This window comes from Micromonospora sp. DSM 45708, assembly GCF_039566955.1.
Taxonomy (GTDB): Bacteria; Actinomycetota; Actinomycetes; order Mycobacteriales; family Micromonosporaceae; genus Micromonospora.
In genome coordinates this window covers 6902197-6916852 of sequence record NZ_CP154796.1, presented here as the reverse complement: position 1 = coordinate 6916852, position 14656 = coordinate 6902197, and the positions used below count along the sequence as shown (strand labels likewise).

The 14656-nt window shown below is 75.2% G+C and carries 13 protein-coding genes; 7 read left to right on the top strand and 6 right to left on the bottom strand.

Features of this window, described 5'->3' with window-relative positions:
- Positions 1–28: 28 nt before the first annotated feature.
- The 4 genes from eccCa (at position 29) to VKK44_RS30420 (ending at position 6964) form a co-directional block, all read left to right on the top strand.
- Positions 29–3976, top strand: coding sequence for a type VII secretion protein EccCa (gene eccCa / locus VKK44_RS30435; RefSeq protein ID WP_343444628.1), 3948 nt, complete (start codon positions 29–31; stop codon positions 3974–3976).
- Positions 3977–4065: 89 nt separating this feature from the next.
- Positions 4066–5382 (top strand): type VII secretion-associated serine protease mycosin, encoded by a 1317-nt coding sequence (gene mycP, locus VKK44_RS30430; RefSeq protein WP_343444627.1) that lies wholly within the window; start codon positions 4066–4068, stop codon positions 5380–5382.
- Positions 5383–5425: 43 nt separating this feature from the next.
- Positions 5426–6208 carry a phosphatase PAP2 family protein gene (locus VKK44_RS30425; RefSeq protein ID WP_343444625.1) on the top strand — a complete coding sequence of 261 codons (783 nt, stop codon included), beginning with the start codon at positions 5426–5428 and terminating at the stop codon, positions 6206–6208.
- A gap of 30 nt (positions 6209–6238) precedes the next feature.
- Positions 6239–6964 carry a phosphatase PAP2 family protein gene (locus tag VKK44_RS30420; protein ID WP_343444624.1) on the top strand — a complete coding sequence of 242 codons (726 nt, stop codon included), beginning with the start codon at positions 6239–6241 and terminating at the stop codon, positions 6962–6964.
- A gap of 43 nt (positions 6965–7007) precedes the next feature.
- Here the strand turns inward: VKK44_RS30420 and VKK44_RS30415 are convergent, their stop codons facing one another.
- The 6 genes from VKK44_RS30415 to VKK44_RS30390 form a co-directional block, all read right to left on the bottom strand.
- Positions 7008–8186 (bottom strand): MarP family serine protease, encoded by a 1179-nt coding sequence (locus VKK44_RS30415; RefSeq protein WP_343444623.1) that lies wholly within the window; start codon positions 8184–8186, stop codon positions 7008–7010.
- Between the two features lie 76 nt (positions 8187–8262).
- Positions 8263–8955 (bottom strand): NUDIX hydrolase, encoded by a 693-nt coding sequence (locus VKK44_RS30410; RefSeq protein ID WP_343444622.1) that lies wholly within the window; start codon positions 8953–8955, stop codon positions 8263–8265.
- Positions 8952–9557: a TlpA family protein disulfide reductase gene (locus tag VKK44_RS30405; protein WP_343444620.1), complete on the bottom strand. Its 606-nt coding sequence runs from the start codon at positions 9555–9557 to the stop codon at positions 8952–8954. Before VKK44_RS30405 ends, VKK44_RS30410 begins: the two co-directional genes overlap by 4 nt.
- Positions 9554–10333, bottom strand: coding sequence for an endonuclease III (gene nth, locus VKK44_RS30400; protein ID WP_343444619.1), 780 nt, complete (start codon positions 10331–10333; stop codon positions 9554–9556). Before nth ends, VKK44_RS30405 begins: the two co-directional genes overlap by 4 nt.
- A gap of 59 nt (positions 10334–10392) precedes the next feature.
- The gene (locus VKK44_RS30395) at positions 10393–11649 is read right to left on the bottom strand and encodes a CapA family protein (protein ID WP_343444618.1); all 1257 of its coding nucleotides are present in this window, start codon (positions 11647–11649) and stop codon (positions 10393–10395) included.
- A gap of 70 nt (positions 11650–11719) precedes the next feature.
- Positions 11720–12391, bottom strand: coding sequence for an adenosylcobinamide amidohydrolase (locus tag VKK44_RS30390; protein WP_343447956.1), 672 nt, complete (start codon positions 12389–12391; stop codon positions 11720–11722).
- Positions 12392–12564: 173 nt separating this feature from the next.
- Between VKK44_RS30390 and VKK44_RS30385 the strand changes: the two genes are divergently transcribed.
- The 3 genes from VKK44_RS30385 (at position 12565) to VKK44_RS30375 (ending at position 14655) form a co-directional block, all read left to right on the top strand.
- The gene (locus VKK44_RS30385; protein WP_007073398.1) at positions 12565–13242 is read left to right on the top strand and encodes a Crp/Fnr family transcriptional regulator; all 678 of its coding nucleotides are present in this window, start codon (positions 12565–12567) and stop codon (positions 13240–13242) included.
- A gap of 141 nt (positions 13243–13383) precedes the next feature.
- On the top strand, positions 13384–14127 hold the full coding sequence (locus tag VKK44_RS30380) for a metallophosphoesterase family protein (RefSeq protein WP_343444617.1): 744 nt from the start codon (positions 13384–13386) through the stop codon (positions 14125–14127).
- Positions 14128–14193: 66 nt separating this feature from the next.
- Positions 14194–14655, top strand: coding sequence for a glycosyltransferase (locus tag VKK44_RS30375; RefSeq protein ID WP_343444616.1), 462 nt, complete (start codon positions 14194–14196; stop codon positions 14653–14655).
- Position 14656: the final 1 nt, after the last annotated feature.

Genomic DNA, 14656 nt, shown 5'->3' with positions numbered 1-14656 from the left:
CGGGTTACCGAGAGCCATGGGAGGCCGCGTGTCCACTGTCGTCATCAAGCGACCGCCGCGCCGACCGGCCCCGGAGATCCCGGCCGGCGAGCTGCCCGTCGAGGCGCCGCCGGAGATCCCGGTGGCAGCCGGCGGGCGCTGGCAGCAGGCGCTGATGGTGCTGCCGATGCTCGGCGGGACGGTGGCCATGGCGATGATGTTCGGCCGGGGCGGGGGCGCCTACTCGTACGTGGTGGGCGGCATGTTCGGGCTCTCCTCGCTGGCCATGCTGGTGACCACCTGGGGCAGCGCCGGCCCGAAGAAGTCCGAGCTGATGGCCGCGCGGCGGGAGTACCTGCGCCACCTGGCCACGCTGCGTCGCCGGGTCCGGGACACGGCCGGCGCCCAGCGCGCCGGGCTCGCCTACCGCCATCCGGAGCCGGGGCGGCTCTGGTCCACCGTCGACAGCCACCGGGTCTGGGAGCGCCGGCCGGGCGACCCGGACTTCGCGGTGGTCCGGGTCGGCGTCGGGCCGCAGACGCTGGCCACCCCGCTGGTCCCGCCGGTCACCCGCCCGCTGGAGGAGCTGGAGCCGATGACCGCCGGGGCGCTGCGGCGCTTCCTGGACGCGTACTCGGTGGTGCCGGACCTGCCGGTGGCGCTGTCGCTGCGCAGCTTCGCCCGGGTCTTCGTGCGCGGCCCGGCCGGCGAGGTACGCGGCACCGGCTCGCCGGCCGCCCGGGCGCTGGCCCGGGCGGTGCTCACCCAGCTCGCCGTCTTCCACGCCCCCGACGAGCTGCTGATCGCGGTCTGCGCCGGCCCGGAACGCCGGGACCGGTGGGAGTGGGTGAAGTGGCTGCCGCACGCCCACCACCCGGCGCGCACCGACGCGCTCGGCCCGGTGCGGCTGGTCACCAGCGCCGCCGCCGACCTGGAACGGCTCCTCGACGACGTGCTCGGCAGCCGGTCCCGGTTCAGCCCGCACGGCCCGGCCACGGACGGGCCGCACGTGGTGGTGGTGCTCGACGGCGGCGACCTGACCGGGGCCGCCGACCTGGCCGGCGACGGCGGCATCGACGCGGTCACCGTGCTCGACCTGGACACCCCGCCACCCCGGCTGCTCGACCGGTACGCCCTGCTCCTCGACCTGGTCGACGGCCGGCTGCACTCGCACTCGGCGGAGGGGGCGGCCGAGGTGGGCGCCGCCGACGCGCTGGCGGAGGCCGACGCGGAGGCGGTCGCCCGGCGGCTCGCGCCGCTGCGACTGGCCGGCACGGTACGCGGGCCGGACGCGCCGCCCGGGGCCGAGCCGGGCCTGCCGGAGCTGCTCGGTCTCGGCGACCCGGACGGCTTCACCGCCGAGCAGGGCTGGGCGCCCCGCGCCGCCCGGGACCGGCTGCGGGTGCCGATCGGGGTGGGCGCCGACGGCGGGGCGATCGACCTCGACCTGAAGGAGTCGGCGCTGGACGGGATGGGCCCGCACGGGCTGCTGATCGGCGCCACCGGCTCCGGCAAGTCGGAGCTGCTGCGCACGCTGGTGCTCGGCCTGGCCGCGACGCACAGCTCGGAGCAGCTCAACGTCGTGCTGGTCGACTTCAAGGGCGGCGCCACGTTCGCGCCGTTCGAGCGCCTGCCGCACACCGCCGCGGTGATCACCAACCTGGCCGACGCGTTGCCGCTCGTCGACCGGATGGTCGACGCGATCAACGGGGAGCTGATGCGCCGCCAGGAGCTGCTGCGCCGGGCCGGCAACTTCGCGAGCGTGCGCGACTACGAGCGGGCGCGCGCGGCCGGCAGCCCGCTCGCCCCGCTGCCGTCGCTGCTGCTGATCTGCGACGAGTTCTCCGAGCTGCTCTCCGCCAAGCCCGACTTCATCGACCTGTTCGTGCAGATCGGCCGGCTGGGCCGGTCGCTCGGCGTGCACCTGCTGCTGGCCAGCCAGCGGCTGGAGGAGGGGCGGCTGCGGGGGCTGGACACCCACCTGTCGTACCGGATCGGGTTGCGGACGTTCTCCACGTTGGAGTCCCGGACGGTGCTCGGCGTGCCGGACGCGTACGAGCTGCCCCGCAGTCCGGGGCACGGTTACCTGCGTTCCGGCACCGAACCGCTGGTCCGGTTCAAGGCCGCGTACGTCTCCGGCGCGGTCCGCCGCCGCCACGGTCCGGCGGGTACGCCCGGCACCGGCGCCGCTCGGGTGCTCGCGTTCTCCACCCACCTGGCGCCGGTGCCCGAACCGACGACACCGGCCGCGCTCCCGGCCGAGGAGGAGAGCGGCGAGACGCTGCTCGACCTGCTGGTCGACCGGCTGGCCGGGCAGGGCCCACCGGCCCACCAGGTGTGGCTGCCACCGCTGGACGCCTCCCCCACGCTCGACGAGCTGCTCGGCCCGGTCGGCGTCGACCCGGCCCGCGGGCTCACCGTGGCCAATCCCGAGCTGCACGGCGCGTTGCAGGTGCCGGTGGCGGTGGTGGACAAGCCGTTCGAGCAGCGACGGGACCTGTTCTGGCTGGCGTTGGACGGCGCGGCCGGGCACGTCGCGGTGGTCGGCACCACCCGCAGCGGCCGGTCCGCCGTGCTGCGCACGCTGGTCTGCGCGCTGGCGCTCACCCACACCCCGGCCGAGGTGCAGGTCTACTGCCTCGACTTCGGCGGCGGGACGCTCGGCGCGTTGCGGGACCTGCCGCACGTCGGCGGCGTGAGCGGGCGGACCGACGGCACCGCCGTGCGACGTACCGTCGGGGAGGTCGTCGGGCTGCTCGCCGAGCGGGAGCGGCGCTTCACCGAGTCCGGGGTGGAGTCGATGGCGGCGTGGCGTCGGCGGCGGGCCGCGACTCCGGCGGCGGGCGCCGACCCGTTCGGGGACGTGTTCCTGCTCGTCGACGGCTGGAACACGCTGCGCGGCGAGTACGAGGACCTGGAACCGCTGGTCACCGAGCTGGCCACCCGGGGGCTGGCGTACGGGGTGCACGTGGTGGCGAGCGCGCTGCGCTGGTCGGACTTCCGGCCGGCGATCCGTGACCTGTTCGGCTCCCGGCTGGAGCTGCGTCTCGGCGACCCGGCGGACTCGGTGGTGGTGAAGCGCGCACTGGCGGCCACCGTGCCGGAGGAGCGGCCGGGGCGCGGGATCACCGCCGGCGGGCTGCACTTCCTCACCGCGGAGCCCCGGGTGGCCGCGCTGGGCGACGGGACCGCCGACCTGGTGAAGGCCGTCGTGGACGGGTGGTCGGGCCCGGTGGCGCCCCGGGTGCGGCTGCTCCCGCCGGTGCTGCCGTACGCCGAGCTGGACCAGGCCGCGACCACCGGGCTGGCGTTCCCGGTGGGGGTGGCCGAGGCGGATCTGGCCCCGGTGGTGCTGGACTTCGCCACCGAGCCGAACTTCGTGGTCTTCGGCGACGCCGAGTGCGGCAAGTCCTCGTTCCTGCGCGCGCTGGCCACCTCGATCGTGCACCGGTTCACCCCGGAGCAGGCCCGGGTGATCCTGGTCGACTACCGACGCAGCCTGATGGGCGCCATCGAGACGGCGCACCTGATCGGGTACGGCACGGCCGCGCCGCACACCACCGAGCTGATCGAGTCGGCGGCCGGTTACCTCCAGGGGCGGCAGCCCGGCCCGGAGGTGACCCCGGCGGAGTTGCGCGCCCGGACGTGGTGGACCGGGCCGGAGCTGTTCGTGCTGGTGGACGACTACGACCTGGTGGCCGGCGGGCCGACGAACCCGCTGCGCGCGCTGGAGGAGCACCTGCCGCACGCCCGGGACGTCGGGCTGCACCTGGTGCTGGCGCGGCGCTCGGGCGGTGCCGGCCGCACCGCGTACGAGCCAATCATCCAGCGGTTGCGGGAGCTGTCCACGGCCGGGCTGGTGATGTCCGGCGGCCCGGAGGAGGGGCCGCTCGTGGGCCAGGTGAAGGCCGGGCCGTTGCCGCCGGGCCGGGCCCGTCTGGTCACCCGGCGTGAGGGCGTGCGTCTGGTGCAGTTGGCGCATCTTCCGCCCGGGTGAGGCGGGCGCGCCGAGTTGCCCCGGGACGGCCGGGACTACCGGTAATCTCCGAACAGCATGTGTCTGACGCGACGGAATGGCTGGGGAATGTGACCAGGATTCGGCAGGGACATCCCGGCGTGCCGTCCCGGCGTCTCGCCGGGCGGGCGCTGCTGGCCGGCGCGGCGGCGTTGGCCGTCACGGCCGGCCCGCTGGTCCCGCCGGCGCACGCCGCGCCGGCTGCCGCCGTCGCGGCCCCGTCCTGGTCCGCGCCGGACCGGCTGTTCCGCGCCGACCAGGTCCGCGACGAGCAGTGGCAGTTGACGGAGCTGCGGGCGAAGACCGCCTGGCGGACGTCGACCGGGCGCGGCGTGGTGGTCGCGGTGATCGACTCCGGGGTGGACGGTTCCCACCCCGACCTGGCCGGTCAGGTGCTGCCGGGCCTGGATTTGGTCGAGCCGGGCGGCACGGACGAGCCGGACCCGGTGGGGCACGGCACCACGGTGGCCGGGCTGATCGCCGGGCGGGCCGACGACGACCGGGGCGTGGTGGGGCTGGCGCCGGACGCCCGGATCCTGCCGGTCCGGGTGCTGGACGCGGAGAACCGGTACGACGATGCGTTGATCATCGCGAAGGCGGTGCGCTGGGCGGTCGACAACGGCGCCCGGGTGGTGAACCTGTCGCTGGGCGGCAGCGGCGACAGCCCGGCGCTGGCCGCGGCGCTCGACTACGCGTTCGCCCGGGACGTGGTGGTGGTGGCCTGCACCGGCAACCTGGCCACCTCGACCACCACCAAGGTCTGGTACCCGGCCCGCGAGCCGGGCGTGCTGGCGGTCACCGGCCTGGACCGCAACAGCGAGAACCTCTGGTCCGGTTCGATCACCGGCCACGAGACCACGCTCAGCGCCCCGGCCACCGCGCTCTACGGCGCCCGCTCCCGGGGCGGCTACTGGCGGGTGCAGGGGACGAGCTTCGCCGCGCCGCTGGTCGCCGCGACGGCCGCCCTGGTGCGGGCCCGCTACCCGCGGATGCCGGCCGGGGACGTGGTCAACCGGCTGGTCAGCACCGCCCGGGACCTCGGCCCGACCGGCCGGGACGACCGGTTCGGCTACGGCATGGTCGACCCGGTGGCCGCGCTGACCGCCGACGTGGCCCCGGTGGGGCGCAACCCGCTCGACGACAACGCCTCCCCCGGCGTGGCGGGGTTCGGTCCCGCCCCGGGCGAGGGGCCGGGCACCCGGGCCGCGGCGGCGGGGCAGGGCGGCGACCCGTTCGGTCGCCCGCAGGCGGCCGGCTGGTCGGCCCGCGCGGTGGGCCAGGCCGACACCTCCACGCCGGGACGGCTCTGGACCGGGCTGGCCCTGCTCGTCGCCCTGGTCACCGGCACCGCGCTGATGGTGCGCCGGTTCCGGCGGGCCCGGCGCTGACCGGCGGGTCTGACCACGCCCTTCCCTGGGTAGTGAACGGCGCATGAACAGCACCGGCCAGACGTCCACGCGTGACCGGTCGTGGCGGAGTCGCCGCCTCGACCCCGACCACTCGCTGGGTCTGCGGCTCACCCTGGCCGCCGTGGCGGCGGTCCTGGTGCTGGTGCCGTTCGCGCTGCTCGCGCTGCTGGTGCTGGGTGCCTGGCCGCCGCTGCTCCGGCTGGACGCCTCGGTCACCGACGCGTTCCACGGGTACGCGGTGCACCATCCGCTCTGGGTCCGGGTGATGACGGTGTGGACGCACGCGTTCGGGCCGGGCCCGCTGCGGGTGGCCGCCGCGGTGACGGTGGTCTGGCTGTTGCGGCGCGGGGCGCCGCGGCTGGCGGTCTGGGTGGTCACCACGATGCTTGTCGGCGGGCTGCTGGGCGCGCTGCTCAAGCTGCTGGTCGGCCGGCACCGGCCGGACCTGCTCGAACCGGTGGCCCGGGCCGCCGGCTACTCGTTCCCGTCCGGTCACGCGCTGAACGCGGCGTTGGCCGCCGGGGTGCTGCTGCTGGTCTTCCTGCCGTTCGCCAGGGACCACCGGGCCGGCCGGATCGCGCTCTGGACGGCGGCGACGCTGCTCACGGTGGTGACCGGGTTGAGCCGGATCGCGCTGGGCGTGCACTGGACCAGTGACGTGGTGGGCGGCTGGGTGCTGGGGGTGGCCACGGTCGCCGCCACCGCGGCCGGGTTCGCCACCTGGCGCACCGGGTCCGGCCGGCGGCCGGCCCACCCGCTGCGTGAGGGGGTCGAGCCGGAGGTCACCGAGGATCGACGGGCGTAACCGGACGTCCGCCGGGGTAAAGGGCGGCTCATGTCCGATGTCGCGGTCCAGATCGCCCGGCGCGTCCTGCTGCCGGTGGCCCTGCTCTTCGCGGTGATGGTGGGGTTGGGCCTGCTGATCACCCGGGTGCTCACGCACACCTGGCCGTTCACCGTGGAGGACGCGGTGAACCGCGAGTTCGCCGGTGACCGCACGCCCGGCTGGAACGACGTGTCGCTGGTCTTCAGCACGCTGGCCAGCACCCAGGTGATCGTCGTGGTGACGGTGTTGGCCGCGCTGGTGCTGCGCCTGGTGCTGCACCGCTGGCGGGAGCCGATCTTCCTGTGCGCGGCGGTCAGCGCGCAGGCGCTGATCTTCCTGTTCACCACCATGGTCATCGACCGGAACCGGCCGACCGTGGAGCACATGGACGCCTCCCCGCCGACGTCCAGCTTCCCCTCCGGGCACACCTCGGCGGCGACCGCGCTCTACGTCGGTCTCGCGGTGCTGCTGGCGTTGCGGGCGCGCAGCACCCCGGCCAAGGTCACCTGGTGGACGCTGTTGGTGCTGGTGCCGGTCGGCGTGGCGCTCACCCGGATGTACCGGGGCATGCACCATCCCAGCGACGTGGTGGCCTCGTTCCTCAACGGCGGCACCTGTGTGGCGATCATGGCGCGGGCGGTGCTCGACCGCACGCTCACCTGGGGGCGCGCGAAACTGTCGCTGAGCCGGCCGGGCGACGACGTGACGCCGGCCGGGGCCCCGGCGGGCGGCTGACCACCGCGCCGGCCGGCTCGGGCACCGGCCGCCGGTGGCGGGTTCAGGTGCAGTCGCCGGTGGCGACTCCCCGGGTACGCTCCGCGCCGGTCAGCGCCACCGACCGTGCCTCCGCCGCGGTCACCGCGAAGCCGGTGTTCGGGTCGTCCGCCGCCGCCGCGAAGATCACGCCGAGCACCAGCCCGTTCGAGGAGACCAGCGGGCCGCCGGAGTTGCCGCTGCGCACCAGCGCCCGGATGGTGTAGATCTCCCGCGTCACGTCCCCGGAGGAGTAGATGTCCGGCCCGGTGATCCGGTCGACGTCCCGCACCCGGGCCGGCCGGGCGTCGTACGGGCCGTCGAGGGGGAAGCCGAGCACGATCGCGTCCGCGCCGCTGGCGGCTGCCCCGGCGGCGAAGCGCAGCGACGGCCCGGGCAGCCCGGGCACGTAGAGCACGGCCAGGTCGCGTTCCGGGTCGTAGACCACCACCTCGCCGTCGTAGCGTTCGCCGCGCAGTTCCACCGCCACCGAGCGGGTGCCGGCCACCACGTGCGCGTTGGTCATCACCCGGTCGTCGGCGTAGACGAAGCCGGAGCCCTCGATCCGGCGGGAGCAGCTCGGCGCGGAGCCGAGCACCTTCACCACTGACCGCTTGCTGTTCTGCACCACCTGGGAGTTGGCCAGCGCCGGGTCGGGCGGCGAGACCTGCCGCGCGTTGGTGCTGCCCAGGCCGTTGAACACGTCGGGGAAGCCGTTGGTGTCGACGGTGTCCCGCAGGGCGGTGGAGAGTTCCTGGGCCCGGTCGGGCAGCACCCGGTCCACCACGGTGAGCAATGCGCTGTCCTTGACCGAAGCGGCCAGCCAGGGCACCGAGGAGGAACCCAGCGGCACCGCGACCAGCCAGGCCACCAGCATGACCGCGATGACCGAGATGAATGCGCCGCCGACGTCGTCGACCTTCTTGCCGGCCGGCCCGGTGATGGCCGCGCGCAGGTTGGAGCCGAGCCAGCCGGCCAGCGCCTGCCCCAGCACGGCGAGCCCGAAGATCGCCACCAGGGAGATCAACACCCGGGTGCCGCTGGACGCGAACTGCCGGGCGACCAGCGGGCCGATCTGGAGGCCGAGCAACGCGCCCAGGAAGAAACCCGAGAACGACAGCGCGCCGATGACGAAGCCCTGGCGGTATCCGCTGATCGCGAACACGAGCATGAGCAGGAGCAGGACGAGATCCACGGCGGACACGCCCCAAGGGTACGGGCACCGGGCCCGTGGCCGGCTCAGCGCTCGCTGAACGTGACCTGAGGGTCCGTGCGGGTGATCAGCGCACCGGACTCTCGTCGGCGGCGTCGGTGCCGGCCGAGGGGGCGGGGGCGGCACCGACCGGCGGCAGCTCCCACACCCGCGAGCTCGGCCAGGGCCGGGCCCAGCCGCCCAGTTCCAACAGCGTGTCGATCACGCCGGCGGTGAAGCCCCAGACCAGCATGCCGCGGACGGAGAACGCGGGGCCGATCCAGCCGCTGGGATGGCGTACCCGCATGCGGTTGTCCGGGTCGACAAGCTCGGCGACCGGCAGCCGGGCGACGTGCGCGACCTCGGCCGGCTCGCGTGGGTGGACCGGGTGCGGGTCGTGCCACCAGGCGAGCACCGGGGTCACCACGAAGTCGCTGACCGGGATCCACAGCCGGGGCAGTTCGGCCAGCACGGTGACGCTGCCCGGGTCGAGGCCGACCTCCTCGTTCGCCTCGCGCAGCGCGGTGGCGCGGGCGTCGGCGTCCTCCGGGTCGGCCGCGCCGCCGGGGAAGGCCGGTTGCCCGGCGTGGTTGCGCAGCGTCGCGGCGCGCTGGAGGACGAGCATGTCCGGCCCGGCACCGGGCTCCTCGCCGAGCAGCACCAGCACGGCGCTCTCCCGGCCGCCGGTCTCCGGCGTGGTGAGCCGGGTGAAGTCCTCGGCCCGGGCGCTGCCGAGCCGACCCAGCAGCGGGTCGAGCCAGCCGGGCGGCGTCCGGGTCACACCCGCACCCCGAGATGCGTCCGGACGAGCGCGGCGAGGCGGGCGTCGTCGAGCGCGCCGGTGCCGTCGACGTGCCGGATCCGGCCGTCGGAGTCGACCAGGACGGTCAGCGGGAACGCGCTGCGTTCGAGCGCGCGCTCGAACGCGTCGCCCTGGTCGAGCAGCATCGGGAAGTCGATGCCGAAGTCCTCGCCGAGAGACTGCGCGCCGCCGCGGCTGTCCCGGCTGTTCACGCCGATCACCTGGAACCGGCCGTCGGCGCGGTCACTGAGCCGCTGGAACGCGGGCAGCTCCTTGCGGCAGGGCGGGCACCAGGACGCCCACACGTTGATCACGGCGGGGCCCTTCACGTCGCGGAGCTTCACCGGCGCGCCGCCGGTGAAGCAGTTGAGCGCCAGGTCGGGCAGTGGATCACCGGGCCTGCCGGCCGGCGACGGCGCGGCCGAGGCCGGCGCCACGGTCAGCGGGGCGCAGTCGGCGAACGGCGAGGGGCGTTCCGCGCGGGTGGCCGACGCCGGGCCGGCCGGCTCCTCGGCGGTGGCGGTGCAGCCCGCCGCCGCCAGCAGCAGCGGGACGAGCAGGTACGCGAGCCGGCGGGTCACGGCACGTCCGCCACGGTCGCCTGCGGCGGCACCAGGTCGGGGTCGAGGCCGACGGCCGCCGCGAGGTCCCGCGCGCGGGGGCCCTTCAGCAGCTTGGCCGCGGCGGCCGGCTCGGTCGGCCCGGTGCCGTACGCGGGGCAGAGCTTCGCCAGCGTGCACGCGCCGCAGGCCGGCTTGCGGGCGTGGCAGACCCGGCGGCCGTGGAAGATGATCCGGTGCGACAGCATGGTCCAGTCACGCTTGGGGTAGCGCAAGCCGATCACGTGCTCGATCTTCACCGGATCGGTCTCGGTGGTGAGCTGCCACCGCTGCACCAGCCGCTGGAAGTGGGTGTCGACGGTGATGCCCGGAACGTCGAACGCGTTGCCGAGGATCACGTTCGCGGTCTTGCGCCCGATCCCCGGCAGGGTGACCAGGTCGGCGAGTCGGCCGGGCACCTCGCCGTCGTACCGTTCGCAGAGCGCGCGGCCCAGGTTGATCAGCGAGCTGGTCTTGTTGCGGTAGAAACCGGTGGGCCGGATCAGCTCCTCCAGCTCGACGCGGTCCGCGCCGGCGTAGTCGGCGGCGGTGCGGTAGCGGGCGAACAGCTTCGGCGTGACCTCGTTGACCTTCTTGTCGGTGCACTGGGCGGACAGGATCGTGGCGACCGCCAGCTCCAGCGCGTTGCCGTGGTCGAGTTCACAGTGCGCGTCGGGGTGGGTCTCGGTCAGCACCCGCCCGATGCGGCGGGCCCGACGCGTACGGCCGAGGTCGGTCTCGGGGGAGCGCGTGGTCACGCCGGCCAGCCTACGTCGCGGGGCCGACGCCCCGGTGGGTCGACGCGGCCGGCGTGCGCTCAGCCACCTGCCGGGGCGCTGATCTTCCCGCTCGCGTCGAGCTTCGCGCCGGTGTCCGGGAAGTCCGCCCGGGTCACCTCGCGCACCAGCCCGAGGCCGCGGTCCTGCCGGTCGACGGAGGGCCGGCCGACGCCGTTCATCACGGTCGAGGTGAACGTGCCGCCGACGAACCGGCCCTCGGCGGTGAGCGACACCTTGAGCACGCCGCCCCAGCCGAGCCGGCCGGCGCTCTGCAACGACTTCCCGCCGCCGGCGAAGTTGCCCAGGCTGTAGGCGATCAGCTTGCCCTGGTAGAACTCCAGGCCCCGCAGCACGTGCGGGCCGTGCCCGATCACCAGGTCCGCGCCGGCGTCGATCACGGTACGGGCGAAGCGCATCGGGTCGCCCCGGTTCTCCCCGACGTACATCTCGGTGCCGGGCTTGACCCGGGTCTTGTCCGCGCCCTCGGCGCCCATGTGCACCTGCACCACCACGAGCGTGGCCATCCCCTTGGCCATCTCGATGACCTGCTTGGCGGCGTTCAGGTCGATCAGGCTGTTCGACCAGGGGTACGACGAGAAGCCGACCACTGCCACCTTGACGCCCTTGACGTCGACCACGGTGATCTCGCCGGGCGCACCGGTGTGCTTGAGGCCGTGCGCCTCCAGCGCCGACTGGGTGTTCTCGTAGCCCTGCTGGCCGTAGTCGTTGCCGTGGTTGTTGGCCTGGTTGAGTAGCTGGAACCCGGCCGAGCGCAGGTGCGCGGCGTAGCCGGGCGGCGCCCGGAACTGGTAGCAGTTCTGCGGGTTCGGGCCGCACTTGCCGGCGCCGGTGTCGTCGGTGAGCGGCTCCTCCAGGTTGCCCATCACCAGGTCACCCTTGAGCGCGGACTTCACGTCGTCGAAGAAGCCCTTGCCGCCGTTGGGCGGCAGCCGGTTCGGCGCGTTCCCCATGATCACGTCACCGGTCGCGGTCAGCGAGATCGACGGCTCGGTCGATTCGCCGGACGCGGCCGGCTGGTCGCCGGACGCGGGCCCGGCCGACCCGGTCGAGCCGCCGCCCTGCCCGGTCTGCCAGAGCGGGCCGTCGCCGCCGCCGGAGTCCGAGCAGCCGGCGACGAGCAGGACCGCGAAGAGCGCGGCCAGCGCGGCGAGGCGCGGGCCGGGGACGGCACGGCGCGGTACGGGACCGGCGAGGTGCGGGCCGGGGCCGGCGAGGCGCGGGCCGGGGCCGGCGGTGCGGCGGGGACGGGGCACAGAGCGGGCGGAAGCGTACATCGTCGGCGACGCTACCGCCCCGGGGACGTCGCCACGAGGGCCGAATGGTCGGAATACCTGACGGCGCACGTCAGCCCGCCCGCCGGTCGGACCAGGGCACGACCGTGCCGGCGCCGCCGTCGCCCACGGCGGCGTGCACGGCCCGGGCCAGCCGGGCGCCCCAGGTCGAGCGCGGGCCGCCGTACGGGGCCGGGTCGCCGTCGGCCGGGCAGAGCACGGTGACCGCGTCGGTGGCGGTGCCGGTGGCCGCCAGCCCCAGCTCCCAGATCGCCTGCGCCTTCGCCTCGGTGGCGGTGGCCACCGCGTTGACCAGGGCGGCGTCCCCGAGCCGGACCGGCACGTGCACCACGATGTTGACGGTGCCGACCGGGTGGGCCGGCGCGGGCACCGCCGGCGCGGCGGGCGCGGCGGCCCAGACCGGGGTGCCCAGGCCGACCGTCGCCCAGACCCGCACGCCGCCGTCGCTCCGGTGCACCACCTCGGTCACGTCCACGCCGGTGAGCAGCCCGACCCCGGGCCCGCTCAGGTCCAGGTCGCGGGCCAGCTCGGTCAGGTGGGCGGCCGGGTCGTCCCGGTCGTACGTCATCGGCACGGTCGCGTTGACCACCCACCGGCGGACGCCGATCCCCCCGCCCAGCGGGGCGGAACCGACCGCCAGCAGCGGCGCCTCGGCCCGCCACACCAGCAGCGGGATGTCCCACCCGGCTTCGGACCGGCTGGTCAGGATCGGCTCGCACAGCACGTCCGTCACCCTACGATCACAGGTGGGGACCGGTGGCGTCGGCCGGCGCCGGTGGGCGGGATCCAGGGGTGCACCTCCGATTCCTGCTCATGTGCGCCTAGACTGGCGGCGCGCGAGGGATCAGCGGACGGCGGACCCGGGCCGACGGACGGCACGCGCAGGCGGAGGTGCGCATGGACGAGGTACTGGCCCGCAGCGGGATCTTCCAGGGTGTCGACCCGGAGGCTGCCGAGGCGCTCGCCAAGGAGATGGAGACGATCGAGGTCCGCAAGGGCGAGGTCGTCTTCAACGAGGGCGAGCCCGGTGACAGTCTCTACATCCTCCTGTCCGGCAAGATCAAGGTGGGTCGCCGCGCGGCGGACGGCCGGCAGAACCTGATCGCCGTGATGGGCCCGTCGGACATGGTCGGCGAGTTGTCGCTGTTCGACCCCGGCCCGCGGACGGCGACCGCCACGGCGGTCACCGACACCCGGCTGGTCCGACTCCGCAAGCAGGCCCTGCGTCCGTGGCTGAACAACCGGCCCGAGATCGCCGAGCAGTTGCTGCGGGTGCTGGCCCGCCGGCTGCGCCGGACCAACGACTCGCTCGCCGACCTGATCTTCACCGACGTGCCCGGCCGGGTCGCCAAGAACCTGCTCCAGATGGCCGGCCGGTTCGGCACCCGGGACGGCGGCGTGCTGCGGGTCACCCACGACCTCACCCAGGAGGAGATCGCCCAGCTCGTCGGCGCCTCCCGGGAGACCGTCAACAAGGCCCTGGCCGACTTCGCCTCGCGCGGCTGGCTGCGACTGGACGGCAAGAGCATCATCATCCTCGACCCGGAGCGCCTGGCCCGCCGCGCGCGGGTCTGACCTCCGCACCGGCTCCCCGGCCCGGCCCGCCTCGCGCGGTCCGGGCCGGCGCCGTCTCCGGCGTGGCGCGCGGCCCCGGGGTCGTCTCTGCCCAGCGCAGAATTCCTGGACGCCCCGGCGGCCGGCGTCCAGGCTGGGGCGATGATCGATCGGGTCGCCGTACTCTCCGACATCCACGGTGTGCTGCCGGCGCTGGAGGCCGTCCTGGCCGAGCCGGACGTGGCCGCCGCCGAGCTGATCGTGCTCACCGGTGACATCGCGTCCGGCCCGCAGCCGGTGGAGGTGCTGGACCGGCTCGCCGCGCTCGGCGACCGCGCCCGCTGGGTGGGCGGGAACGGCGAGCGGGAGCTGGTCGAGGCGCGGGCCGGGAAGCCGTCGGAGTTCGAGGTCGCCAACTGGGCCGCCGCGCAGCTCCGGGACGACCAGGTGGCCCGGCTGGCCGCGCTGCCGCCGCACCTCACGCTGCCGGTGGCCGGGCTCGGCGACGTGCTGTTCTGCCACGCCACGCCCCGCGACGACGAGGAGGTCGTGCTCGTCGACTCGCGGCCGGAACGCTGGGCCGAGGTCTTCGCCGGCCTGCCGGCCGAGGTCGGCACCGTGGTCTGCGGGCACACCCACATGCCGTACACCCGGTTGGTCGACCGTCGCCTGGTGGTCAACCCGGGCAGTGTCGGCATGCCGTACGGGGGCGCGGGCGCCTGGTGGGCGCTGCTCGGTCCCGGGGTGGAGCTGCGCCGCACCCGGTTCGACGTGGACGCCGCCCGCGCCGAGGTGGTCGCCGGGTCCGGCTTCCCGGAGGCGGCGCAGTGGGCCGACGAGTACCTGCGCGGCGGATACTCCGACCTGGACGCGCTCACCGCCTTCGGTCCCCGGGACGGTCGCTGACGGGTACCCGCCGTCCACGCTGGACGGGGGCCGTCCTGATCCGCGACTCTGAGATAGCGTGGCGTGATGGGACGGCGGTACCGGGTGCTCCTCGTCTCCAGCAGCGGCGGCGTCCTGCTGGATCTGCTCGCGCTCCGCCCCTGGTGGGAACGGCACGATCCGGTCTGGGTGGCGGTCCGGGCCCCCGACACCGAGGTGGCGTTGGTCGGGCAGCGGGTGCACTGGCAGCCCGAGTTGTCGACCCGCAGCCGGCTGCGGGTGCTGCCGGCGACCTGGCGGGCGCTGCGGCTGCTGCGCCGTGAGCGACCCGACGTGGTGGTGTCGGCCGGCACCGGGGTGGCCGTCGGCGTGTTCCTCGCCGCCCGCCTGCTCCGGGTGCCGTCGCTGTGGCTGGAGACGTTCAACATGACCGGGCCCGCCGGGGCCGCCGCCCGGCTCTGCTCCCGGCTCGCCGCCGCGGTGCTGGTGCAGCGACCCGCCCTGCTGGCGTCCCGCCCCCGCGCGGTGCTCATCGGGGAGCTCTACTGAC

Coding starts and splice junctions, on each gene's coding strand:
- VKK44_RS30375 (WP_343444616.1), top strand. CDS start 14,194: ATGGGACGGCGGTACCGGGTGCTCCTCGTCTCCAGCAGCGGCGGCGTC.
- VKK44_RS30380 (WP_343444617.1), top strand. CDS start 13,384: ATGATCGATCGGGTCGCCGTACTCTCCGACATCCACGGTGTGCTGCCG.
- VKK44_RS30395 (WP_343444618.1), bottom strand. CDS start 11,649: ATGTACGCTTCCGCCCGCTCTGTGCCCCGTCCCCGCCGCACCGCCGGC.
- VKK44_RS30420 (WP_343444624.1), top strand. CDS start 6,239: ATGTCCGATGTCGCGGTCCAGATCGCCCGGCGCGTCCTGCTGCCGGTG.
- VKK44_RS30385 (WP_007073398.1), top strand. CDS start 12,565: ATGGACGAGGTACTGGCCCGCAGCGGGATCTTCCAGGGTGTCGACCCG.
- VKK44_RS30425 (WP_343444625.1), top strand. CDS start 5,426: ATGAACAGCACCGGCCAGACGTCCACGCGTGACCGGTCGTGGCGGAGT.